The 23,623-nt window shown below is 43.7% G+C and carries 20 protein-coding genes, 2 pseudogenes and 1 other annotated feature; of the genes and pseudogenes, 15 read left to right on the top strand and 7 right to left on the bottom strand.

What is annotated here, in order from left to right:
- Window positions 1-17: 17 nt before the first annotated feature.
- The 10 genes from ytrA (at window position 18) to bceB (ending at window position 9,860) form a co-directional block, all read left to right on the top strand.
- On the top strand, window positions 18-410 hold the full coding sequence (gene ytrA, locus MHH79_RS15510) for a GntR family transcriptional regulator YtrA (RefSeq protein ID WP_003229121.1): 393 nt from the start codon (window positions 18-20) through the stop codon (window positions 408-410).
- Window positions 403-1,281: an ABC transporter ATP-binding protein YtrB gene (gene ytrB, locus MHH79_RS15505; RefSeq protein WP_004398506.1), complete on the top strand. Its 879-nt coding sequence runs from the start codon at window positions 403-405 to the stop codon at window positions 1,279-1,281. Before ytrA ends, ytrB begins: the two co-directional genes overlap by 8 nt.
- The gene (ytrC, locus tag MHH79_RS15500) at window positions 1,275-2,261 is read left to right on the top strand and encodes an ABC transporter permease YtrC (RefSeq protein ID WP_015483589.1); all 987 of its coding nucleotides are present in this window, start codon (window positions 1,275-1,277) and stop codon (window positions 2,259-2,261) included. The genes ytrB and ytrC overlap by 7 nt, the downstream gene beginning before the upstream one ends.
- A gap of 29 nt (window positions 2,262-2,290) precedes the next feature.
- A complete protein-coding gene (gene ytrD / locus MHH79_RS15495) occupies window positions 2,291-3,268 on the top strand; it encodes an ABC transporter permease YtrD (RefSeq protein WP_063335759.1) in 978 nt (325 codons plus the stop codon).
- A gap of 14 nt (window positions 3,269-3,282) precedes the next feature.
- Window positions 3,283-3,978 (top strand): ABC transporter ATP-binding protein YtrE, encoded by a 696-nt coding sequence (gene ytrE, locus MHH79_RS15490; protein WP_014477726.1) that lies wholly within the window; start codon window positions 3,283-3,285, stop codon window positions 3,976-3,978.
- Window positions 3,968-5,278, top strand: a complete 1,311-nt coding sequence (ytrF, locus tag MHH79_RS15485; protein WP_015251399.1) for an ABC transporter permease YtrF — start codon at window positions 3,968-3,970, stop codon at window positions 5,276-5,278. Before ytrE ends, ytrF begins: the two co-directional genes overlap by 11 nt.
- A gap of 96 nt (window positions 5,279-5,374) precedes the next feature.
- A complete protein-coding gene (bceR, locus tag MHH79_RS15480) occupies window positions 5,375-6,070 on the top strand; it encodes a two-component response regulator BceR (RefSeq protein WP_015483587.1) in 696 nt (231 codons plus the stop codon).
- Window positions 6,063-7,067, top strand: coding sequence for a two-component sensor histidine kinase BceS (gene bceS / locus MHH79_RS15475; protein WP_015384427.1), 1,005 nt, complete (start codon window positions 6,063-6,065; stop codon window positions 7,065-7,067). The genes bceR and bceS overlap by 8 nt, the downstream gene beginning before the upstream one ends.
- A 101-nt stretch (window positions 7,068-7,168) precedes the next feature.
- Window positions 7,169-7,930: a bacitracin ABC transporter ATP-binding protein BceA gene (gene bceA, locus MHH79_RS15470; protein ID WP_003229137.1), complete on the top strand. Its 762-nt coding sequence runs from the start codon at window positions 7,169-7,171 to the stop codon at window positions 7,928-7,930.
- Entirely contained in the window at window positions 7,920-9,860 is a 1,941-nt protein-coding gene (gene bceB, locus MHH79_RS15465; RefSeq protein ID WP_340034707.1) for a bacitracin ABC transporter permease BceB, read from the top strand. The genes bceA and bceB overlap by 11 nt, the downstream gene beginning before the upstream one ends.
- A gap of 36 nt (window positions 9,861-9,896) precedes the next feature.
- Here the strand turns inward: bceB and MHH79_RS15460 are convergent.
- Window positions 9,897-10,641, bottom strand: a pseudogene (locus tag MHH79_RS15460) (LMBR1 domain-containing protein).
- Between the two features lie 188 nt (window positions 10,642-10,829).
- Between MHH79_RS15460 and MHH79_RS15455 the strand changes: the two are divergent.
- Window positions 10,830-12,023 carry an MFS transporter gene (locus MHH79_RS15455; protein WP_042977570.1) on the top strand — a complete coding sequence of 398 codons (1,194 nt, stop codon included), beginning with the start codon at window positions 10,830-10,832 and terminating at the stop codon, window positions 12,021-12,023.
- Window positions 12,024-12,259: 236 nt separating this feature from the next.
- Here MHH79_RS15455 and MHH79_RS15450 read toward each other — a convergent pair whose 3' ends face one another.
- On the bottom strand, window positions 12,260-13,045 hold the full coding sequence (locus MHH79_RS15450) for a blue-light photoreceptor (protein ID WP_340034706.1): 786 nt from the start codon (window positions 13,043-13,045) through the stop codon (window positions 12,260-12,262).
- 404 nt (window positions 13,046-13,449) lie between these two features.
- On the opposite strand from MHH79_RS15450, the gene MHH79_RS15445 reads away from it, so the two are divergent.
- The 3 genes from MHH79_RS15445 (at window position 13,450) to MHH79_RS15435 (ending at window position 17,051) form a co-directional block, all read left to right on the top strand.
- Entirely contained in the window at window positions 13,450-13,785 is a 336-nt protein-coding gene (locus tag MHH79_RS15445; protein WP_003246114.1) for a DUF4257 domain-containing protein, read from the top strand.
- 102 nt (window positions 13,786-13,887) lie between these two features.
- Window positions 13,888-14,102 (top strand) — a binding site (T-box leader).
- A gap of 107 nt (window positions 14,103-14,209) precedes the next feature.
- On the top strand, window positions 14,210-16,624 hold the full coding sequence (gene leuS, locus MHH79_RS15440; protein WP_340034705.1) for a leucine--tRNA ligase: 2,415 nt from the start codon (window positions 14,210-14,212) through the stop codon (window positions 16,622-16,624).
- A 115-nt stretch (window positions 16,625-16,739) separates the two neighbouring features.
- Complete coding sequence (locus MHH79_RS15435) at window positions 16,740-17,051, top strand: rhodanese-like domain-containing protein (RefSeq protein WP_004398993.1); 312 nt, start codon at window positions 16,740-16,742, stop codon at window positions 17,049-17,051.
- 21 nt (window positions 17,052-17,072) lie between these two features.
- Here MHH79_RS15435 and melA read toward each other — a convergent pair whose 3' ends face one another.
- The 5 genes and pseudogenes from melA to MHH79_RS15410 form a co-directional block, all read right to left on the bottom strand.
- A complete protein-coding gene (melA, locus tag MHH79_RS15430) occupies window positions 17,073-18,371 on the bottom strand; it encodes an alpha-galactosidase MelA (RefSeq protein ID WP_015384421.1) in 1,299 nt (432 codons plus the stop codon).
- A 19-nt stretch (window positions 18,372-18,390) separates the two neighbouring features.
- Window positions 18,391-19,220: pseudogene (locus tag MHH79_RS15425) on the bottom strand (carbohydrate ABC transporter permease).
- Window positions 19,217-20,128, bottom strand: a complete 912-nt coding sequence (locus tag MHH79_RS15420; RefSeq protein ID WP_015251409.1) for a sugar ABC transporter permease — start codon at window positions 20,126-20,128, stop codon at window positions 19,217-19,219. The pseudogene MHH79_RS15425 and the gene MHH79_RS15420 overlap by 4 nt, the downstream one beginning before the upstream one ends.
- Window positions 20,121-21,401 carry an ABC transporter substrate-binding protein gene (locus tag MHH79_RS15415; protein WP_100506428.1) on the bottom strand — a complete coding sequence of 427 codons (1,281 nt, stop codon included), beginning with the start codon at window positions 21,399-21,401 and terminating at the stop codon, window positions 20,121-20,123. Before MHH79_RS15415 ends, MHH79_RS15420 begins: the two co-directional genes overlap by 8 nt.
- 33 nt (window positions 21,402-21,434) lie before the next feature.
- A complete protein-coding gene (locus tag MHH79_RS15410; RefSeq protein ID WP_309530155.1) occupies window positions 21,435-22,469 on the bottom strand; it encodes a LacI family DNA-binding transcriptional regulator in 1,035 nt (344 codons plus the stop codon).
- A 219-nt stretch (window positions 22,470-22,688) separates the two neighbouring features.
- On the opposite strand from MHH79_RS15410, the gene MHH79_RS15405 reads away from it, so the two are divergent.
- Window positions 22,689-23,588 (top strand): alpha/beta hydrolase, encoded by a 900-nt coding sequence (locus MHH79_RS15405; protein WP_015483583.1) that lies wholly within the window; start codon window positions 22,689-22,691, stop codon window positions 23,586-23,588.
- Window positions 23,589-23,623: the final 35 nt, after the last annotated feature.

The raw sequence follows: 23,623 nt of genomic DNA, 5'->3' as shown, positions 1-23,623 counted from the left end.
AGAAAGTAGGGAAGTAAATGATTCAAATCGATCCAAGAAGCTCAACACCCATTTACGAACAAATTATTCAGCAAATGAAAGAGCTTTGTTTGAAAGGGATCATGAAGCCTGGTGATAAGCTTCCTTCTGTCAGAGAATTGGCAACGATCATTATTGCGAATCCGAACACTGTCAGCAAAGCGTATAAAGAGCTTGAGCGAGAAGGGATTATTGAGACGCTGCGGGGCAGAGGGACCTATATATCGGAGAATGCAAAAACGACACTGGTTGAAGGGAAGATGACGATGATTAAAGAGCAACTCAAACAGCTCATCATCGATGCACACTATGCAGGGGTTGAGCTGGAAAAACTGCACGAATGGATAAAGGAAATCAGCGCTGATGTGAAGGGAGGCAAAAAAAATGATTGAACTACGGCAGCTGTCAAAAGCGATTGACGGCAATCAAGTATTAAAAGATGTTTCATTAACAATCGAAAAAGGAGAAATCTTTGGATTGCTTGGACGCAATGGATCAGGGAAAACAACGATGCTTCGCTTAATCCAGCAAATCATTTTCGCTGACAGCGGAACGATTTTATTTGACGGCGTAGAAATCAAAAAGCACCCGAAGGTCAAACAAAATATCATCTACATGCCTGTTCAAAATCCTTTTTACGACAAGTATACATACAAGCAGCTTGTCGATATCCTGAGAAGAATATATCCGAAATTTGATGTCACGTACGCGAATGAACTGATGAACAGATACGAAATTCCAGAAACGAAAAAATACCGTGAGCTGTCGACAGGCTTGAAAAAACAGCTGTCGCTCGTTCTGTCGTTTGCGGCGAGACCGGCGCTGATCCTCCTGGATGAACCGACGGACGGTATTGATGCGGTAACTAGACATGATGTGCTGCAGCTGATGGTCGATGAAGTGGCAGAGCGTGATACGAGCATCCTGATTACGTCCCACCGGCTTGAAGACATAGAGCGGATGTGCAACCGAATTGGTTTTCTTGAAGATAACAGCCTGACCAACGTCATGGATCTTGATGAGTTAAAAGAAGAATACATTAAAATTCAAATGGCTTTCGATACAGATGTCAATCTGGCGATCAGAGAGCAAAACATTCCGATGCTCGATCAGGCCGGCGTGTTTTACACAGTGCTGATTCCGAAAAGCGATGAGGAGAAAAAGAGCTTTTTGAGAGAGCTGAAGCCAAAAGTATGGAATGAGCTTCCTGTCAACTTGGAAGAAGTGTTCATTGCGAAGTTTGGAGGGAAGCGGAGATGGTAGACCGAGGTCTCCTCTATCGAGAGTGGAAGCAGAATCAAGTGGTGATTTTGCTAAGTATTGCGTTTTTAGTGCTGGCAAATCCGCTTTCTATCGTTAATACGTATTTGTCTTATCAAGGATGTCTTGATCGCCAAGACCCGCAATATTGTGATTTTATTGTGAATTATTCCATAAGCAATCTGATAGATCTCAACTGGGTGCCGGGTGTCATTTTGGCGGTCTGCTTCCTAGGAATGGAACGTTCGAAAGGCACGATGGATTTTATACTAAGCCTTCCATATAACAGAAGCCAAATTTTCCAGACGAAATTTTGGTTAGGCGGTTTTGTGATTGTGCTGTCGCAATTGATTGGCTTTTTACTCGCATGGCTGCTGATTGTTGTCTATAACCCTGAACACGTCTACTTTTTTGAGCACAGCAGCGTTGGAGTAATTGTGATTAGTTTTATGGCTTTTTCACTGGTGATGGCCGCCGGAGCTTTAACTGGAAATGCTTTTGCCCAGCTGTTAACGGCGTTTTCTGCAGCTATATTGCCGTATTTAATTATTGCATTGCCGGTTGGAAACCTTGAAGTTGTTTTTGGTGTGAGTATATGGGAAATGTTCCCTTCCCCTGAGAGTTATTTCTCTCTGGCAAGCAATTTATCGAACCTAGTACCGATTAGTTACGTTGTAAATGAATGGATGACTAACAGTAAATATCTTTTATTGATTCCAGCCGTAATGAGCATTCTATTTTACTTGATTGGTTTGATAAGCTTCAAAAAGCATCCAAGTGAACGAAACGGACACTTTTTCTTATGGAACAGATTAGACCGTCCGGTGCAAATTCTGGTTATGGCTTTCGGCATCCTTGGATTTGGTTTATTTGGATACTATACCGGACATTCCATTATTGGTTATATTTTGGGTATGATCATTGGGGCAGTGGCTGGATTCTTTGTGAGCTACTTCTCTATTTATAAGAAAACAAAAGTGTAAGAAATGCCTTAGGTTTGGAGGGAAGTGAGTTGCCGGATTCCGGACTGCTTTACAAAGAGTGGCGGCAGAATAAAGTCGCCTTAGTTATCACCATTTTGGTTTTTATATTAGGTAATCCATTATCAATTTTAAATATGTATCTCATCTATCAAGGCTGTGTCACTGGAAAAGAAAATTGGGTCGGCCCCTGCGTATTCAGCGTTGATTATTTAAACAGCTCATTTATCTCATTGTTTTGGATTTGGGGAGTCGTTTTGGCGGTCAGCCAGCTAGGGATTGAACGAAGCAAGGGCTACTTTGACTTTACATTAAGCCTTCCTTATACACGAGGGCAGATATTTAACGCGAAGTTCTTTACTGGCGGAATGGTGATTGTGATCCCGCAGCTCATAGGTTATGTTTTATCTGTTTTACTGATTTTGTTTTTGAAGCCTGATCAGGCCGTTTATTTTCACAATTACAGCTTGGGAATGATTATTGTTAGCATGCTGGCTTATTCTTTGGTTATGGCCGGAGGAGCTTTGACAGGCAATAGTTTCGCACAGCTTCTAGTCTCATTTACCGTAGCCATTTCGCCATTTTTGCTCATCAGCCTGCCTGCGATCAACCTGGAGATCCTTTTTGGCGGATCAATAGATTTTATCCATGGTCCAGTACCTAAATGGGTGCAGTATTTCATTCCGATAATTTATGTAGACTCGAAATGGGCTGAGAATTCACCATATTATTTAGTCATTCCGGCTATCATGACTATCATTTTTTACATTATCGGCTATATTAGCTTTGTCAAACTGTCTAATGAAAGAAACGGATATTTCTTCTTATGGAAGCCGCTTAACCGCCCGGTGCAGATCATCGTTATTATCATAGGAATCATGGGCTTCGGCTATTTTGGATTTACGGCAAGCGAGAGCTTTGCAGGTTATCTCATTGGCATGGGTACAGGTGCGGTAATCGGGTTCTTGATCAGTTATTTTGCGATTTATAAAAAAATGAAACTTTTGTAAGGGAGAGAGAACATATGATTGATGTTCAGCATATCGACCATTCTTTCACGATCGGAAAAAAGGGCCGTGAGAATGAAGTTCCAGTATTGAAGGATGTTTCATTACGTGTGGCGAAAGGTGAGATCGCCTGTATTGTCGGGCGAAGCGGCTCAGGGAAATCAACGCTTTTGAATTTGATTTCCGGCTACATATCGCCGACAAAAGGGCGGATTGTCATTAATGGCACTGATGTTACGGGGTTTAATGAAAAGGAATGGGCGCAATTTCGGCTTGACCATTTCGGGTTTATTTTTCAAAGCTTTCAGCTCATTCCGGGCTTAACAACGTATGAGAATGTGGAAATGCCGCTGGCGTTAAAAGGGATCAAGCCCTCTGAGCGGAAGCAAAAGGTGCAGGACATGCTGAAACGCGTCGGTCTGGAAAACCATGCCGCTCATTATCCGAATGAACTGTCAGGCGGCCAGCAGCAGCGTGTCAGTATTGCTCGAGCGTTGATTTTAAATCCTTCGATTATCTTAGCGGATGAGCCGACGGGAAGCCTTGATTCAGAAACGGAACATGAAGTGCTGGAATTGATCCAGCAGCTGAATCGTGAGCGTGGCATTACATTTGTGATCATTACTCACGATGATGAAGTCGCTTCTATCGGACATTCAAAATTTCAGCTTCATGATGGTGTGCTAAAAGGAGGAATTACCGTTGAGGTTTAAGGATCAGGTTCATTTTATCAGAAGAAATATGAAGAAAAACAGACTTCGCGTCTTTATGACGATTCTTGCGACAACAATGGCGTGTGCGTTTTTGGTTGTGCTGTCGTCCGTTGGATTTGGGATTCAAAAGACAATTACAGATATGACAATGAGCCAGCAGATTGTAACGAAAGTCAGTGTAATGGGCAAGGAAGGAGACAAGCCTATTAAAAAAGCTGATTTAGAGAAGTATGATCACGTAAGGTCAGTTGTAGAAAGAACGCAAGTGTATGAACCAAACAAAGCTACTTTAGGCAATCGTACAAATGAAAGCTCAAATCTCATTTTTACTAATATGAATGATGAATTAAAGGCCAATATGGAATTGGAAAAGGGAAGAGTCGCAAAGTCGGAAAATGAAATCGTAGTAGGATACGACTTCGCAAAGAGATTATTGACGAAAAAAGAATCGGAAGAATATAACAAAAAAATCGAAGAAGCAAAAGGAAATCCAGAAGATATAAAAGAACCAAAGGGCTATACGAAAGATATTCTGAACAAAACAATAGAACTAAGTGTATCGAAGACAGATCCTAAAACAGGGGATGTTACAAAAACAAAAACATATGACTTTAAAATTGTCGGTATTACAAAAAAACCATCTCAAGACTGGATGGAGGACTCAAACATTTTTATCAGTGATCAATTCAAAAAAGATTTTTCGGAATTCTTAGATTTCAAAGGCGGAAATGTTGAAACGAACATTGGTGTTTTTGCTGATAAGTTTGAGAATGTGGAACAGCTGACAAATGATCTAACAGATGACGGGTACTATGTCACATCAGTGACTACCGAACTTGAGGGAGCCAATACCTTCTTCATGGTCTTCAAAATCGGACTGATCTTTGTCGGATGTATCGCAGTTATCATTTCAGCGATCGGCATTTTTAACACGATGACGATGGCGGTGACAGAGAGAACGCAAGAGATCGGCATTATGAAAGCGATTGGGGCGAGCCCGTCAATCATTCGCCGAATGTTCTTGATGGAAAGCGCGTATATCGGAATTTTAGGCTGTGTGATTGGGATTATCATTTCTTACGGCGTGAGCTACCTTGTCAACCTGGCCGTTCCGATGATTCTTGCGGCCACAAGCGGAAGCGATGCGGGCGACTTGAATTACACATTCTCCTACATCCCGGCGAGTCTTGTGATCATTGCCGTTGTGATTTGCGGAGGGGTCGCAGTCATTTCCGGAATGAACCCGGCGAGAAAAGCAACAAAAACCAACGTGCTGACAGCGTTGAGAAGAGAACTATAATGCGAACGAGCCGGCTGAGACAGCCGGCTTTTTCTATAGCGCATGCTGGCGTTTTGCTATACACTTGATAAAAAAGGAAAAAGTGCGGTGAGTCGATTGTTTAAACTTTTGCTTATTGAAGATGATGAATCGCTGTTTCATGAAATCAAGGATCGTTTAACGGGATGGTCCTATGATGTATACGGCATTCAGGATTTCAGTCAGGTGCTGCAGGAATTTGCGGCGGTTAATCCTGATTGTGTCATTATTGATGTACAGCTGCCTAAATTTGACGGCTTTCATTGGTGCCGGCTGATCCGCTCCCGGTCAAATGTTCCGATTCTCTTTTTATCCTCCCGGGATCATCCTGCTGATATGGTGATGTCCATGCAGCTCGGGGCAGATGACTTTATTCAAAAGCCATTTCATTTTGATGTGCTGATCGCGAAAATCCAAGCGATGTTCCGGCGTGTGCACCATTATAATACGGAGCCGAATACGATTAAAACCTGGTGCGGCGCTGCTGTAGACGCGGAGCAGAACCTCGTCAGCAATGACAAAGGATCTGTTGAACTGACCAAAAATGAAATGTTCATTCTAAAACAATTAATAGAGCAAAAAAACAAGATCGTCAGCCGGGAAGAGCTGATCAGAAGCTTGTGGAACGATGAGCGTTTTGTTAGTGATAATACGCTGACCGTCAATGTCAATCGCCTGCGAAAAAAACTGGACGTCCTGCAGCTTGGTGCATATATCGAGACAAAGGTGGGCCAGGGCTACATCGCGAAGGAAGAGGACAAGTTCTATGATTAAAGCATTCCTTATCGAAAGGCGGAGCTGGATTGCCGCGTTTTTGTTTCAGCAGGCTTTGATGCTGTTCATTGCTTTTGTCGATCCTTCCATATCATTCGGGAATGTACTTTATATGGTGTATTTGTGCATCTTGTTTTTTATCATATTCCTTTGGTTCCGCTATCGGAAAGAAACAGCGTTTTATAAAAGCTTGAAAACATGGGAGAACAATCTCGATGTGACAGCCATAAATGAACCGGAAACGCCGTTTGAAGCAATGGTTGAAAGAAGCATTGCCGGGCAAACAGAACACTTGAAGCAGACCGCAGCACGGCATCGCTTAGCATTGGAAAATGAAAAAGATGAGCTGATGGCATGGATCCATGAGGTCAAAACCCCATTAACAGCGATGCATTTAATCATTGATAGAATGGAAGAAAAAGCACTGAAATCCCAGCTGTCATATGAATGGCTGCGTATTCACCTGCTTCTTGATCAGCAGCTTCATCAAAAACGCATTTCATTTATTGAAAACGATCTGTCAGTAGAATTCATTCAGCTTCAGCCTTTGATCTTTAAAGAAATCAAAGATTTACAATCGTGGTGTATCCAAAAAGGGATCGGTTTTGACATACAGCTCGATGCCAAAGAAGTGCTGAGCGATGCAAAATGGCTGGCGTTTATCATCAGGCAGCTGCTGACAAACGCGGTGAAATACAGCGAAGCCTCTGAAATCGAGATCAAAAGCTTTCAAAAAGGGGAACAGACGCAGCTCCAAGTGAAAGACTGTGGCAGGGGCATTGATCCAAAAGATGTACCGCGTATTTTTGATAAAGGGTTTACATCCACAACGGATCACCATGATCAAGCGTCAACTGGCATGGGGCTGTACTTGGCAAAAAAAGCAGCGGCGCCGTTATTGATCCTTATTGATGTTGAGTCGGAGTTTGGTGCGGGGACAGTTTTTACATTAACCTTTCCAATACGGAATCAATTTGAACATGTCATAAGCGTGTGACGAAAATGTCACATGCTTTTCTTTTTTGTTCGCCGTATCGAAGGAAAAGCCCGGCATTCCTTTTTATAATGAGATTATCCAATATAAAGGAGACTGCATAAATGGTGATTTTAGAAGCGAATAAAATTCGAAAAAGTTATGGAAACAAGCTGAATAAACAGGAAGTGCTGAAGGGCATCGATATTCACATTGAAAAGGGCGAATTCGTCAGTATTATGGGTGCTTCCGGGTCGGGAAAAACCACTTTGCTCAACGTTCTTTCCTCAATCGATCAGGTCAGTCACGGAACCATTCATATTAATGGAAATGACATGACGGCTATGAAGGAAAAGCAGCTGGCTGAATTTAGAAAACAGCATTTAGGCTTTATCTTTCAAGATTACAATTTGTTAGACACATTGACAGTGAAAGAGAATATCCTTCTGCCTTTATCGATCACGAAACTATCAAAAAAGGAAGCCAATCGCAAGTTTGAGGAAGTTGCAAAGGAACTGGGAATATATGAATTGCGGGATAAGTACCCGAATGAAATTTCCGGCGGCCAGAAGCAGAGAACATCCGCCGGAAGAGCGTTTATTCATGACCCGAGCATTATTTTCGCTGATGAACCGACCGGCGCGCTTGATTCGAAATCGGCCTCTGATCTATTAAATAAGCTGAGCCAGCTCAATCAAAAACGAAACGCCACGATTATTATGGTTACCCATGATCCCGTCGCTGCCAGCTACTGCGGCAGAGTCATTTTTATTAAGGACGGGCAAATGTATACACAGCTGAATAAAGGGGGCCAGGACAGGCAGACGTTTTTCCAGGATATTATGAAAACGCAAGGCGTGTTAGGCGGGGTGCAGCATGAACATTAATCAGCTCATCCTGCGAAATTTGAAAAGGAATCTTCGGAATTACTATCTGTATGTGTTTGCGCTCATCTTTAGCGTGGCGCTTTATTTCGCCTTTGTCACGCTGCAGTATGATCCAGCAATTAACGAAGTGAAGGCTTCGATCAAGGGAGCAGCGGCTATTAAAACCGCTTCGATTTTGCTTGTGGCTGTTGTGGCGATCTTCATTTTATATGCCAATACGATTTTTATTAAGAGACGGAGTAAAGAAATCGGGTTGTTTCAATTAATTGGAATGACGAAGCATAAAATTTTTCGCATCTTAAGTGCAGAAAATGTCATGCTGTATTTCGGTTCATTAGCGATCGGGGTAGCGGCCGGGTTTTCGATATCGAAGCTGGTCTTGATGATTCTGTTCAAAATTGTCGATGTCAAAGCGGATGCGAAACTGCATTTTTCTGAGCAGGCCTTGGTCCAAACGGTCATTGTGTTCTGCGGCATTTACCTTTTGATCATGATCATGAATTATACGTTTATCAAAAAACAGAGTATTTTATCTTTGTTTAAAGTAACGTCCTCCACTGAAGACAAAGTGAAGAAAATATCATTTTTCCAAATGCTGATCGGCGCTTTAGGCATCGTGTTGATTTTGACAGGATACTATGTGTCTTCTGAGCTGTTTGGCGGAAAATTTAAGACCATTAATGAACTGTTTGTTGCGATGAGCTTCATTCTGGGGAGCGTCATTATCGGGACGTTTTTGTTTTATAAAGGATCAGTTACGTTTATCTCGAATATCATTCGAAAAAGCAAGGGCGGCTACTTAAATATTTCTGAGGTCCTGTCACTGTCATCGATCATGTTCAGAATGAAATCGAATGCGCTGCTGCTGACGATTATTACAACCGTTTCAGCGCTCGCCATCGGGCTGTTATCTCTTGCTTACATCTCGTATTACTCATCGGAAAAGACCGCTGAACAAAATGTAGCGGCTGATTTTTCATTCATGAATGAGAAAGATGCCAAGTTATTTGAAAACAGATTGAGGGAAAGCAACATCTCGTTTGTAAAAAAGGCAACACCTGTCCTGCAAGCAAATGTTGACATTGCAAATATTATGGATGGAACTCCGAAAGAGATGCAGGGCGACCCCAGCAATATGCAGCTTGCTGTTGTTAGCGACAAAGATGTAAAAGGAGTCGATGTGGCGGCTGGAGAAGCCGTTTTCTCAGGATACACCGACTTGCTGCAAAAAATAATGGTTTTCAAGGACTCTGGTGTTATTAAAGTAAAAAGCAAACATGAGACGCAGCCATTAAAATATAAAGGATTAAGAGAAGAGTTTCTTGTATCCTACACGTTTACAAGCGGGGGCATGCCCGCTGTCATTGTGGATGACAGCCTGTTTAAACAGCTGAACAAGGATAAGGACCCCCGCATTCAGCTGGCGCAATCTACATTTATCGGCGTCAATGTGAAACATGACGATCAAATGGAAAAAGCAAATGAGCTTTTTCAACAGGTGAACAAGAAAAACGAGCATTTATCAAGACTGGATACAAGCGCTGCGCAAAAATCACTGTTTGGTATTGTGATGTTCATCGTCGGCTTCTTAGGGTTAACGTTCCTGATTACATCAGGTTGTATCCTTTATTTTAAACAAATGGGTGAAAGTGAAGATGAAAAACCGAGCTATACGATTTTAAGAAAACTCGGTTTTACGCAGGGCGACCTGATAAAGGGGATACGCATCAAACAAATGTACAACTTCGGCATTCCGCTTGTTGTCGGCCTCTTCCACAGTTACTTTGCCGTCCAATCCGGCTGGTTCTTATTCGGATCAGAGGTATGGGCGCCTATGATTATGGTGATGGTGTTATATACTGCGCTCTACTCCATTTTTGGTTTTCTGTCAGTTCTTTATTATAAGAAGGTCATTAAATCGTCGTTGTGAAACAGAAAAAGCTCCAGACATTCTGGAGCTTTTTGTTTATCGTTTAGGCGCCCGATAACCGGCGGCTTCAGCTTCTTCAACTGAGCAAAACATTTCAGCCGGATCGGTTGTCCTGTCATAGTATGTACTGCCTGGCGTGTGGTAGATGCCGTTTTTGCTTCCTTTGATATTACAGCCTTCTGCTTTGTCAGCTGTTTTGGTTTCATCACTTTTACTCGTATTGTTTGAAGAACTTCCAGTGTCTTCATGAGAACTGGCGGTTTGGCTTTCCGTCTCTTTTAATTGATTTTCAAGTTTTGTTTTATCTTGTCGGAGTGTTTCGTTTTCAGCCTTTGCCGTTTTTGCATCTTCTTTGAGCTGCTTTTGATTTTCTTGAAGCTCTTTAATTTCAGCTTTTAATGATTTCTGAGTCTTTTTTAGATCGCTATTTTCGTTTTTAAGCTTCTCAAGCTTGTCGTGATCTTCTTTGTTGTCTTTTAATTTCTTTGCTTCAGAGCTGACAGATTTATATTCTTTCTCAAGTTCTTCGTGCTCTTTTGTGAGGTTTTTATATTCGGCGTTTAGCGCTGAATATTTTTTCTCGGCATTTGCTGCGGCAGTGTCAGGTTCTGCCAATGCTGCCCCGGTAAAGAGCAGCACAAGGCCTCCAATGAAAAGCGGCCAAAAAAGTCTCTTGGAGAAACGTTTTTCCTTTTTCAGTACATCTGACAAGGTGATATAATCCATAGCCCAGTGAAATGAGACATGCCAGAAAACCTAAGAATGCTAATACCATTTCCATAATATGACCCCTTTTTCTATTTATTTTACATTTTTCAAACAATATTTGTTAGATTTTTTCACGCTCATCAGTTGAAAAATGTGAGAGAGACAGATAGAATGAATGTGCTATGATAACTGGATTCGTACGGAGCCGTTTTAGGTTTCGTTTTTTTCATGAGCTTTTTTAGGTAAGAAAGGGGGATGAGTATGCCGCGTGCTCTTAAAATTTTAGTCATTGGAATGTTTATCAATGTGACGGGTGCTTCTTTTTTATGGCCGCTGAATACGATTTATATCCATAATCATTTAGGAAAGTCGTTAACAGTAGCCGGACTTGTCCTGATGCTGAATTCCGGCGCAAGTGTGGCTGGTAATTTATGCGGAGGTTTTTTGTTTGATAAAATCGGTGGTTTTAAATCGATTATGCTTGGGATAGCCATTACGTTAGCAAGCCTGATGGGTCTTGTCTTTTTTCATGATTGGCCAGCCTATATTGTGCTGCTGACGATTGTGGGCTTTGGCTCCGGTGTTGTTTTTCCGGCCAGCTACGCAATGGCGGGATCGGTATGGCCTGAAGGGGGAAGGAAGGCATTTAATGCGATATATGTCGCGCAAAACGCGGGTGTGGCCGTCGGTTCAGCGCTTGGCGGTGTCGTGGCATCTTTCTCGTTTTCATATGTATTTTTGGCGAATGCCGCGCTGTATCTGGTCTTTTTCTTTATTGTATATTTCGGATTTCGAAATATTCAGACGGGAGATGCGTCCCAAACGTCTGTGCTTGATTACGATGCTGTGAACAGCAAAGCAAAATTTGCCGCACTGATCATTTTAAGCGGAGGCTATGTACTCGGATGGCTGGCTTATTCTCAATGGTCAACCACAATTGCTTCGTACACACAAAGCATTGGAATATCTCTTTCCTTATACAGCGTGCTATGGACGGTTAACGGAATTCTCATTGTGCTCGGCCAGCCGCTCGTCAGTTTTGTGGTGAAAAAATGGGCCGAGTCGCTAAAAGCGCAAATGGTCATCGGCTTTATCATTTTTATTGTGTCTTTCAGCATGCTGCTGACTGCAAAGCAATTTCCGATGTTTCTCGCTGCGATGGTGATCCTGACGATCGGAGAAATGCTTGTTTGGCCTGCTGTGCCGACAATTGCCAATCAGCTTGCCCCTAAAGGGAAAGAAGGCTTTTATCAAGGCTTTGTCAACAGTGCGGCGACAGGCGGCAGAATGATTGGTCCCCTGTTCGGAGGAGTGCTTGTCGATCATTACGGCATTAAGGCCCTTGTTTTATCTCTGTTGGTATTGCTGCTGATCAGTATTGCCACAACGCTTCTATATGACAAACGGCTAAAATCAGCTAAAGAAACAAATAAGCAGGCATCAATTTCTTCATAATAAAAGATCCCGCCGAATGAGCGGGATCTTTCAGCGTGTCGACAAACCCTCGCATTCGTTGTCAGGCCTGCGCTTCGGTGCTCACGAATTAGAACATTCGCTCCGCTCCTATGCTCGTCCTTCCTAGACTTCAAGGGTTTTCAATCACGCTGAAAAGATGACAAAATCCTAAAATGAAAACCATTTTAGGATTTTGTCAACAATCTGAAAGATCCCGCCGGATGAGCGGGATCTTTTTACATAATCGGAAGCACTTTAACGGCATCCTTTACATTTGAATATGTTTTCAGCGACGAAAAATTGGCATCCAGTTTATTCATTTTCATAGCCAATTCAGGCTTAATGCCGGTAATGATTAACTCAGTTCCGGTCAATTTCAGCAAATGGCTCAGCTTGAAAATTTGGTCGGCCGTTTGTTCGTTCACTTGGGCCAATCCGGATAAATCAATGATCAAATAATCATCTTTGGATGTTGATAAGATATTCGTCAATGTGCAAACGATGGAATTAAATCGCTCCTCTGTCAGGTTTCCGACTAGCGGAAGAGCCGAAATGCCATTGCGAATCGGGACAATAGGAGTTGAAAGTGCAGTAATTTCCGTGAGGGAATCCTCGAGAAGCTTTTCATATTCTTTTTGCTTGGTGATATCATTCTGAATTCCGACAAAATACGTTTTATCCTCTATTTCCATTGGATCAATATTTAATTCATTCCAGAACATCGTTCCGTCTTTTTTGTAGTTTTGGATCTGAACGGTGACCGGTTCTTTATTTTGTAAAGCGGTTCTGATGTTCTCCACTTCTGCAGGATCTGTGTGTTTCCCCTGTAAGAAGCGGCAGTTCTTTCCTAAAATTTCCTCGGTCTCGTAGCCGGTCATTTGAACAAAGCCTTGATTTACGTAGACAATAGGATTATCTTCGAGTGCGGGATCTGTAATTACCACACCGACTCGCACGTGATCAAGCGCTTTTTTGATGACTTCCAGCTGTCCTGGTATCCCAAATGATTGAAAACTAGCCATATAAATCCCCCTTAGGCCGTCAGCTTGCTATGCGAAAGCCTGATATTCCCCTTTTTAAAAATGAATTCTACAGTAACCGTAGCACAACACATGTTCTGATTCAAGCAAGTGCAGTTTGTTGTTTGTCATTAGGGCTTGTCCTCGTATACACTAAAAATAAGAACAGAATTTGAACATATGAACGGAAAGGTTTTCTACATGCTAAATAGGTGACTAGGTCAATGTCACTGGGTGAAAAATGAATCCAATGCATCAAGCTTACCGATCATGTGTTCACATATAATGGAAGAAACAAGCTTTTTACAGATTTGCCGGTATGTAGATATCGAAAATCATCGGAATCGTTTAAGGGGGCTGGATGGCCTGAAGTCGCTTTACGAAATAAGGGCTTTAGGAAGGTGATGATGAAGATGCTGCATCAGGTACTTATTGCTTGTGTAATTGGAGGAATCATGGGGATTCTCGGTCATGTGAAAAAGAGAGGCAGACTGGAGAAGCCCAGAATGACGAAGCGGTTTATCTACCTTGGATTTTTGGAAGATTGGTTTATCGGAATGACAGCTTCCATTTTACTTGTATTATCCGCTGACCCCGATTCAGGAATTCAACTTGTCATCTTATCCATTATCTCAGGCTACGGCGGTGAAGCTGTTCTCAGAAGTTTTGACTTCGTGAGAGAACTGAACAGCGGCGGCGAACCGGCCGAGTCCAAACGTCAAACTAAAACTCCACCCGAATAATTGTCCTCAATCTTCGCCCGTTCAGGGTACATTCCCATTGTATACAAACCTGCTTGCACTTATGAACAGAATTCTATAAAATACAGTTAGATTACGGTTGCGATAAGAACAATGAAGAGGAGCAGTAAGAAACAGATATTGTTGCAGAGAGTTGACGGCTGGTGAAAGTCAATCAAGTTTGTTTCCGAACTCACCTCAGAGTTGCAGCGGTGAAAAGCCGCTGACGCATAACTGCGTTAAAAGTATCAAGTGAGTGCGGCGTATGCCGCGCTAACGAGGGTGGTACCGCGGGAAAACGAAAGTCTCTCGTCCCTTTTAGGGATGAGGGAGTTTTTTTTAGTTTGGGAATATTCTGAATAATCCTCTCCTTCCCGTCAATACTTGAACCATACACGCCGTATTCAATCAGAAGGAGGTTTTTACTTTGAGTTTTCAGCACAAAGAGATAGAAAAGAAATGGCAAACATATTGGCTTGAAAACAAGACATTTGCCACTCTTGATAATAATGAAAAACAAAAATTTTACGCGCTGGACATGTTTCCTTATCCGTCTGGAGCTGGGTTGCACGTCGGCCATCCTGAAGGATACACAGCTACGGATATTCTGTCCCGCATGAAGCGCATGCAGGGCTATGATGTCCTTCATCCAATGGGCTGGGACGCATTCGGCCTGCCAGCTGAACAATACGCGCTTGACACAGGGAACGACCCCGCTGTGTTTACGAAGCAGAATATTGATAACTTCCGCCGCCAAATTCAAGCGCTTGGCTTCTCATATGACTGGGATCGCGAAATCAATACGACTGACCCTGAATACTATAAATGGACGCAATGGATTTTCTTAAAGCTATACGAAAAAGGCCTTGCTTACGTTGACGAAGTGCCTGTAAACTGGTGCCCTGCGCTCGGTACTGTTCTTGCCAACGAAGAAGTCATTGACGGCAAGAGTGAACGCGGCGGCCATCCGGTAGAGAGACGCCCAATGAAGCAGTGGATGCTGAAAATCACCGCTTATGCGGACAGGCTCCTTGAGGACTTGGAAGAGCTTGATTGGCCGGAAAGCATTAAAGATATGCAGCGCAACTGGATCGGCCGTTCGGAAGGCGCTCACGTTCATTTTGCTATAGATGGACATGATGATTCCTTTACGGTGTTTACAACAAGACCAGATACGCTGTTTGGCGCTACATACACTGTCCTTGCCCCGGAACACGCATTGGTGGAAAACATCACAACGGCTGAGCAAAAAGAAGCTGTTGAAGCTTATATCAAAGAAATTCAATCAAAGAGTGACCTAGAACGCACAGATCTTGCGAAAACAAAGACAGGCGTATTCACAGGAGCGTATGCGATCAATCCTGTAAACGGAGAAAAACTGCCGATTTGGATTGCGGATTATGTTCTTGCATCATACGGAACAGGCGCTGTCATGGCAGTTCCTGGACACGATGAGCGTGATTTTGAATTCGCCAAAACATTTGGCCTTCCGGTGAAGGAAGTCGTAAAAGGCGGGAACGTTGAGGAAGCAGCTTATACTGGCGACGGCGAGCACGTGAACTCTGATTTCCTGAACGGCCTTCACAAACAGAAAGCGATTGAGAAAGTGATCGCTTGGCTGGAAGAAACGAAAAACGGTGAGAAGAAAGTGACGTACCGTCTTCGTGACTGGCTCTTCAGCCGCCAGCGTTATTGGGGCGAGCCGATTCCGGTCATTCATTGGGAAGACGGAACGTCAACAGCTGTCCCTGAAGAGGAGCTGCCGCTGATTTTGCCGAAAACGGATGAAATCAAACCGAGCGGAACGGGCGAATCACCGCTTGCGAACATTAAAGAGTGGGTGGAAGTTACAGACCCTGAGACAGGGAAAAAAGGAAGAAGAGAAACGAATACAATGCCGCAATGGGCGGGAAGCTGCTGGTATTTCTTGCGCTATATTGATCCGCACAATCCGGATCAGCTGGCATCACCAGAAAAATTGGAAAAATGGCTTCCGGTCGATATGTATATCGGCGGTGCAGAGCATGCCGTGCTTCACCTTCTGTATGCCCGCTTCTGGCATAAGTTCCTTTATGATATCGGCGTAGTGCCGACGAAAGAACCGTTCCAAAAGCTGTACAACCAAGGAATGATTCTCGGCGAAAATAACGAAAAAATGAGTAAATCTAAAGGGAACGTTGTCAACCCTGACGAAATCGTGTCCTCTCACGGTGCTGATACGCTGAGATTGTACGAAATGTTCATGGGACCTCTTGATGCTTCAATCGCCTGGTCTGAATCAGGATTAGACGGTGCGCGCCGTTTCCTTGACCGTGTATGGCGCCTATTTATTGAAGACAGCGGTGAGCTTAATGGCAAAATCGTTGAAGGCGCGGGTGAAACATTGGAGCGCGTCTATCATGAAACGGTTATGAAAGTCACAGACCATTATGAAGGCCTTCGTTTCAACACGGGTATTTCCCAGCTGATGGTCTTTATTAATGAAGCTTATAAAGCATCAGAACTGCCGAAAGAATATATGGAAGGCTTCGTGAAGCTTCTTTCTCCTATCGCGCCACACTTAGCGGAAGAGCTTTGGGAGAAGCTTGGCCATTCCGGCACAATTGCCTACGAAGCTTGGCCTGTATATGATGAAACAAAACTTGTGGATGATGAAGTTGAAATCGTTGTTCAGCTGAACGGAAAAGTAAAAGCGAAATTACAGGTTCCTGCCGATGCAACGAAAGAACAGCTGGAACAGCTTGCTCAAGCAGATGAAAAGGTCAAAGAGCAGCTTGAAGGCAAAACGATTCGGAAAATCATCGCGGTGCCTGGGAAGCTTGTCAATATTGTGGCAAACTAAGCCTAGAAAAAATCCCCTTTGCCAAAAGGGGATTTTTTTCATCAGTCTCAGAATAGCAATCGTTCAGCTGACTTTGATATACTGAACATGATCACTGTGAATAGGAGTGTTTTCTTTGGAAATAAAAGAAATCAGCACAGCCGCTTTGAAAGAAAAAATTGAGGCGGACGAAGAATTATATTTAATTGATGTCAGAGAAGATGAAGAGGTAGCGGAAGGCATGATCCCGCAAGCCGTTCATATTCGCATGGGGGATATTCCTGAAAAAATGGAAACCCTTGATAAAGACAAAGAGTACGTATTTATCTGCCGCTCAGGAATGCGCAGCATGAACGTCTGCAAGTACCTGGATGAGCAAGGCTTTAAAACAGTCAATGTTGAAGGCGGCATGATGGCCTGGGAAGGCGAAACAAAACCAAAAAACTAGGGGAGAGCAGTCCCCTAGTTTTTATTTGTATTCCGGAAGCCAATCGCCGTGTGCTGCAAATAAATCGTCACACATGGAGATGATGTCTTTCATGGAAAGCTCCGCGCTTGTATGCGGATCAAGCATTGCAGCTTGGTAAACCGCTTCTTTTTTTTGTGTGACAGCCGCTTCGATTGTCATCAGCTGTGTATTAATATTCGTCCGGTTTAAGGCTGCAAGCTGCTCAGGCAGTTCTCCGGCGAAGCACGGTGTAATTTTTTTTCTGTCGGCGACGCATGTCACTTCCACAACCGCTTTTGAAGGAAGGTTGGTGATCAGCCCTGTATTCAAGACGTTTCCTCCGAAGGTGAATGGTTCGTTTGTTTCCATTGCCTCTATAATTCTTGAACCATATTCCTTTGAACGTTCGTGCGTAAGGTTTTTATTATTGACGATATCATCCCGCATTTTCTCCCAATTTTCAATTTGCTTGACGCACCTTCTCGGATATTCGTCGAGCGGGATTTGCAGCTCGCTGATCAGTTCAGGGTAATTCCGTTTAATAAAGTATGGGTGATACTCTGCGTTATGTTCGGACGATTCCGTGACATAATAGCCGAACTTATCCATTAATTCAAACCGCACCATATCATGATGCTTTGTTTTTTGTTTTTCTTTCGCTCTCCTTTTGATTTCTGGATATAAATCTGTGCCGTCTTTTTTGACTTCCAAAAGCCAAGCCATATGATTGATGCCTGCGATGCGTTCCTCAATTCCGTCATGCTCCATTCCGAGAGCTTTAAATAAATCCTTAGTGCACACTTGAACACTGTGGCAGAGCCCGATTGTTTTGATATTGGTATAGCGGAGCATGGCGCCTGTAAGAGTGGCCATTGGATTTGTATAGTTTAAGAACCATGCGTCAGGGCACATTTCCTCCATATCTTTTGCGATATCAAATAAGACCGGGATTGTTCTGAGAGATCTGAATATCCCGCCAATGCCGACTGTATCGGCGATCGTCTGGCGCAGCCCATACCGTTTAGGAATCTCGAAATCGATGACTGTGCTCGGTTTGTATCCTCCAACCTGAATCGCATTGATGACATAGCCTGCGTTTTGCAAGGCGAGTTTTCTGTCATCATAGCTGTTGATGGCCACACTTGGGTTATAACGGTCTCTTAGATTTTCGAGCATGAGCTGGGATTCCTGCAGGCGTTTGGGATCAATGTCGTAAAGAGCGAACTCAAATCCATTCAGTGCCTCGGTTAACAGGCAGTCTCCCAAAACATTTTTGGCGAAAATCGTGCTCCCTGCACCGATAAATGTAATCTTTTTCATATTGCTTCCTCCTTTAATGTTAACCCTTTACCGCTCCGGAAGACAGGCCGGCAATAAAGTATTTTTGCAGCGCCAAAAACAGAACAACCATCGGCAGCATTGCCATCAGTGCCGCTGCGGCAACTAAATGAAGGTTGTTTGCGTTTTCTCCGAAAAAACCTGCCATGGCTACTGTTAATGTCTGAACCTTTTGATCTTGTAAAAAGAAAATGGCAAATTGATAGTCGTTCCAAATAAAGACACAAGAAATAATACAGATGGTCGCAGTGATCGGCTTCAGCAGAGGAAACACAATCGTAAAAAAGATTTTCAGCATGCCTGCGCCGTCAATTCTTGCGGCTTCTTCAAGCTCTTTTGGAATGGTCGATCGGATAAAGCCTGAATACAAGAATACGGTTAACGGCATGTAAGCCGCTGTATTAATGAAAATGGCGATTGCGTGTGTATTGACCATTCCGGCGTCCACAACCATTCGATACAAAGGAACCATGGACGTTAACGGAGGGATGATCATAATGGAGATCAGCAAGGCAAAAACGGCTTTATTCAGTTTCGTTTCCCGCCGGGCAAGCGGGTAGGCGGCAAGTGAGCCGAATATAATTAATAACAAGGCAGAAGAACCTGTGATGATCATGGTGTTTATAAAAGAGTTTCCTAGCGAAGCGCGCTCCCACGCCTCTGAAAAATTTGAAAGGAGATGTCGGCTGGAAATATCCATTTCGAACTGTAGTCTCCTTTTGCTTTCAATGAAGTGGTCAGCAGGATATAAAAAGGAATAAAATGCGCACAGGCCACAATGGCTGCAAGAAGCGTAATGATCCGCATGCTTTTTGTACGGGCGGCTCTCATGACATTTCCGTCTCCTTTCTTTTAAAGTACGCAAGCGCGCAAAAGCTGATGATCAAAATGACAAATGCCATAAATATGCCTTGCGTTGCGGCATAGCCGGCATCCTGCCGTTTGAAATACAAATCATACATAAACGTGGACATGGATTGTGACGCATTTCCGGGGCCGCCTGCGGTGAGTGCAATGATGACGTCAAACAGCTTTAAGCCTCCGATAATGTTGATGACCATATTAATGGTAATGGAGGGCATTAACAGCGGCAGCGTGATGGTAAAAAACTGCTGGCCTTGTTTCGCGCCATCCATTTGCGCCGCTTCATAGTAGTCTTTCGGAATGCTTTGCAGACCGGCTAAGTAGACAACCATAGCGATCCCGACATATTGATAGGTGTTAATCATGACAATGATCCATGGATTGAGCGAGGGACTGGCGAGCGCATTAATAGGGCTGATGCCGAAGACCCCGAGCAAATCGTTGAGCGCGCCTCCGTCATAGGAGAAGAAAAAGTACCAAATGTAGCCCATAATGAGCGGGCTGATCATCACCGGCAAATACACAATTGTTCTTGTTACCGCTTTCGTTTTAATGCTTTGATTTAAGAGCAGAGCGTACAGAAGCCCGACCACATTTTGAAAAAAGGTGCTGCCAAGCCCGTAAAGCAGAGTGTTTTTTAAGATATGCCAAGTATCAGGATCAGAAAACAGCCTTTCATATTGCGCGAATCCAACCCATTGGTAAACTTGTGAAAAGCCGTTCCAGTTTGTAAAGGTAATCAATGTGCCTTTCACAAACGGATAAATCATAAAGACCAGAACGGAGAGCAAAGCAGGAATGTACATCCACCAAAGTGAGGACTGTTTTTTTGGCTTAACCTGTTTCACATGAACGTCCCTTGCGATCTCACTCATTGTTTTCAGCTCCCTGTGTTTCCGATTGCTCCCTGAGTCGTTTATATTCTCTTCCCAGCTTCTGCGAAATGTCTTGAGGCGCCAAAATGTCAGCCGCCAGCTCCTGTCCGACCGTGCCCAGGACATCCCACATTCCGTTTGGCAAGTATAAACGGTCGAAGTAAGGCTCGACTTTGACATCTTGATAATGCTCATAATCGTTTGCGTAGAAAATATCAGCTTTCACATTGGTCAGCCCTGAAGGAAGCGATGTGGCTTCAGCCATTTGTTTGGCATTGGCCGGGCGGGCCATAAATGCGATAAATTCTTTTGCCTCTTTTAATTGAGGCGAATCTTTCCATGCTGCAAGGGTGTAGCGTTCACCGCCGATCCATATCGGGTTATCACCGGGATGTATGGCGGGTGTCGGGATAATGCCGACCTTGACGTTCGGATTGATCTGGGCAACGTCTTGGCCGAGTGTGCCGCCTTGCATTGTAAAGGCGATTTTGTTTTGGGCCATTAATTCAATGAGCTGTGATTTTTTTGCCGTGACGGCGTCGATGTTAATCAATTTTTCTTTCTGCATTTGTTTGAGGATTTTTGATAAGTAAGTGAATTTATTCCATTTAAAAGAACCGTTGATGAGCTGTTTTTTTTCATTATGGGCAGGGTCTGTGATGAGAAGAGGTGTAGCGAATTGGTCGTAATATTGAGCGAATGAGCTTTTGTCATAGCCGGCAAACCAGAAGGGAACAATGCTTCCCTTGCTCTTTTCTTTAATCGTTCTCAGTGCTTTGATAAAGTCATCCATGGTTTCCGGCGGAGCAATGCCGTAACGGTCTAAAATATTGCGGTTATACGCCAGACCGTCTTTTGCCTGATTGATCGGATAGGCATACACCTTTCCGCTTTTATTTTTGAGGATGCTGTTTAAATTAGGATCGAGATCTTGAGTCCATTCCATCTCCCGGAGATCCGCTGTATATTCTCCGTACCTGATTTTCCCCCAGCCATGTGTATCGAATAGATCAGGCAAATCATTGGCCGCCATTCTGACACGCATCATATTTTCATAGTCATTGCCTGGGAAATGAAGGCTGACATGAATGTCACTGTGTTCCTTTTCGAATGCTGCTGCCAGTTTTCTGAACGTATCTCTTTCACTGTCGGTTGACATTGTAGAATAAATGGTTAACGTCTTTTTTGCGGTATCTGCTGAGCTTTTCTCTGCTGAACACCCGGACAGAACAAGCAGAATAAGAGAGAGAAATAAAACAAAAGTGTGTTTCATCTTTTCCTCCTTATCATCGTGATGAATCTTTGCTTATGTCACCTCCTTTGTTGTACATCCGCAGCTTTGTCTTACGATTAATGTTGTGGGCAGGGTGACATGGTGAGGAAGCGTTCGTCCATTGAGACGGTCAAGCAGCAGTTTTACGCCTGTCCGGCCCATTTCTTCTGTGTATACCTTCACCGTCGTTAAAGGCGTGCTGGCAAATTCAGCTTCCTCAATGCCGTTAAAGCTGACAATTGCAGTATCCCGCGGCACTTGCAGTCCGGCTTCCTGCAGCGCTTTTAATGCGCCGATCGCCATAGAATCGCTGGCAATAAAGAATGCTTCCGGCAGATGGCTTTGATCGATTGCTTTCTTCATCAGGCGATAGCCCTCACGCATGCTGTATTCTCCGATCAGCACATGCTCAGGCTGGGGGGCGGCTGACTCCAAAAAAGCGGTCAGGCGTTTGTCTTCAATCGTTCTGCGAATGCTTTGGCCGTCCTTCAGCGTATGCTCTTTTTCTTGTCCGCCAATGTAGCCTAACCGTTTGTAGCCTAAGTCGAAAAGGTGATCAATCGCCTGGCGTGAAGCCGATTCAAAATCGATTCCAATCGAATCGTATGCTTGCGGATCTGGTGAATGATTGATAAATACCGCATGCTCCAGCCTTCCGCTGATATGCTTAACCGCTTCATCATGAACACGGCCGATGACAATGACACCATCCAATTCCCGAAGAATATGTTCCTGAAAGGAGCCGAGATGAATCGAATTTGTAATAAAAATTTCCTGTTCAAAGCATTCCTTTTCAATGCCTTTCCGAATGGAAGAAAAATAAGGGTCCTGCCTTTCCTGATCAGGGGACAGACAGCTCAGCACACCGATCAGCGGCTGGGCCCGCTGTTTTTGCCCGCGGGATTTTCGGCGTTTGGCAACGGTTTGATAACCAAGCTCTTCAGCGATGTTGACGACTCTTTGTCTCGTTTCGCCCGCAACAGAAAGCGACTCATCTTCATTTAAAATTCTGGACACAGTTGCGCTGGAAACATTAGCTTTCAATGCGATATCTTTAATACGAACCATGGGTCTCCCTCTCATCTATATTTAGTAAAATATTAACTCCCCTGTTTTTGATAAATTGATACTATCATATAAAAGTAAGCGGTTACAATAATTATTTTCGGAATATTTCGTTATATTTACTAAATATTTAGTAAATGATGTGATTTATGTTGGAAAAATAAAGGGGAACCCAGATCTGTCTCGTAAATGTGAAGTAAGCGAATAAGGAAGGGTGATGGGATGAGAGCCGAAAGAAGAAAGCAACTGTTTCGATTGCTTGGTGATTTGCCTGATCGGAGGCCAATCAGTGTTGAGACATTACGTATTGAAGAAAGAGAAGAAAATATTGTTGAAACGCTCCTGCTCGATTTAAATGGACATGAAAAGGTGCCCGCTTATTTTGTGAAGCCGAAGAAAACAGAAGGACCGTGCCCAGCCGTATTGTTTCAGCATTCGCATGGGGGCCAGTATGATAGGGGGAAAAGTGAGCTGATTGAGGGAGCGGATTATTTGAAAACGCCTTCTTTTTCTGATGAGCTTACTTCACTCGGATACGGCGTTCTTGCGATTGATCATTGGGGATTTGGAGATCGGCGGGGAAAAGCGGAAAGCGAGATATTTAAAGAAATGCTTCTCACCGGAAAAGTGATGTGGGGAATGATGATTTATGACAGTTTAAGTGCGTTAGACTATATGCAGTCACGCTCTGATGTTCAGCCTGACAGGATCGGAACCATCGGCATGTCTATGGGAGGTTTGCTGGCGTGGTGGACAGCGGCGCTCGATGACCGGATTAAGGTGTGTGTGGATTTGTGCAGCCAGGTGGATCATCACGTGCTGATCAAAACACAGAATCTTGACAGGCACGGCTTTTATTATTACGTCCCATCGCTTGCAAAGCATTTTTCCGCATCGGAGATCCAAAGCCTGATCGCACCGCGCCCGCACCTTAGTCTTGTTGGTGTACACGATCGGTTAACGCCGGCCGAGGGCGTGGACAAAATCGAAAAAGAATTGACAGCTGTCTATGCTGGACAGGGAGCTGCTGATTGCTACCGAGTGGTCCGTTCTGCTTCGGGACATTTCGAAACAGCAGTCATGAGGCATGAAGCTGTCCAGTTTTTGCAAAAGTGGCTGTGACTGTTATAAGAAATCGAAAAAGACCGTTTGTGTGA

This window comes from Bacillus sp. FSL K6-0993 (assembly GCF_037977205.1).
GTDB classification, from domain to species: Bacteria; Bacillota; Bacilli; order Bacillales; family Bacillaceae; genus Bacillus; species Bacillus subtilis.
This window is presented reverse-complemented; position numbering and strand designations above follow the sequence as displayed.

Excerpts from the sequence above, each read along its gene's own strand:
- ytrA (WP_003229121.1), top strand. The coding sequence starts at position 18 with ATGATTCAAATCGATCCAAGAAGCTCAACACCCATTTACGAACAAATT.
- ytrB (WP_004398506.1), top strand. The coding sequence starts at position 403 with ATGATTGAACTACGGCAGCTGTCAAAAGCGATTGACGGCAATCAAGTA.
- ytrC (WP_015483589.1), top strand. The coding sequence starts at position 1,275 with ATGGTAGACCGAGGTCTCCTCTATCGAGAGTGGAAGCAGAATCAAGTG.
- ytrE (WP_014477726.1), top strand. The coding sequence starts at position 3,283 with ATGATTGATGTTCAGCATATCGACCATTCTTTCACGATCGGAAAAAAG.
- bceS (WP_015384427.1), top strand. The coding sequence starts at position 6,063 with ATGATTAAAGCATTCCTTATCGAAAGGCGGAGCTGGATTGCCGCGTTT.
- bceA (WP_003229137.1), top strand. The coding sequence starts at position 7,169 with ATGGTGATTTTAGAAGCGAATAAAATTCGAAAAAGTTATGGAAACAAG.
- bceB (WP_340034707.1), top strand. The coding sequence starts at position 7,920 with ATGAACATTAATCAGCTCATCCTGCGAAATTTGAAAAGGAATCTTCGG.
- MHH79_RS15455 (WP_042977570.1), top strand. The coding sequence starts at position 10,830 with ATGCCGCGTGCTCTTAAAATTTTAGTCATTGGAATGTTTATCAATGTG.
- MHH79_RS15450 (WP_340034706.1), bottom strand. The coding sequence starts at position 13,045 with ATGGCTAGTTTTCAATCATTTGGGATACCAGGACAGCTGGAAGTCATC.
- MHH79_RS15445 (WP_003246114.1), top strand. The coding sequence starts at position 13,450 with ATGAAGATGCTGCATCAGGTACTTATTGCTTGTGTAATTGGAGGAATC.
- melA (WP_015384421.1), bottom strand. The coding sequence starts at position 18,371 with ATGAAAAAGATTACATTTATCGGTGCAGGGAGCACGATTTTCGCCAAA.
- MHH79_RS15420 (WP_015251409.1), bottom strand. The coding sequence starts at position 20,128 with ATGAGTGAGATCGCAAGGGACGTTCATGTGAAACAGGTTAAGCCAAAA.
- MHH79_RS15415 (WP_100506428.1), bottom strand. The coding sequence starts at position 21,401 with ATGAAACACACTTTTGTTTTATTTCTCTCTCTTATTCTGCTTGTTCTG.
- MHH79_RS15410 (WP_309530155.1), bottom strand. The coding sequence starts at position 22,469 with ATGGTTCGTATTAAAGATATCGCATTGAAAGCTAATGTTTCCAGCGCA.
- MHH79_RS15405 (WP_015483583.1), top strand. The coding sequence starts at position 22,689 with ATGAGAGCCGAAAGAAGAAAGCAACTGTTTCGATTGCTTGGTGATTTG.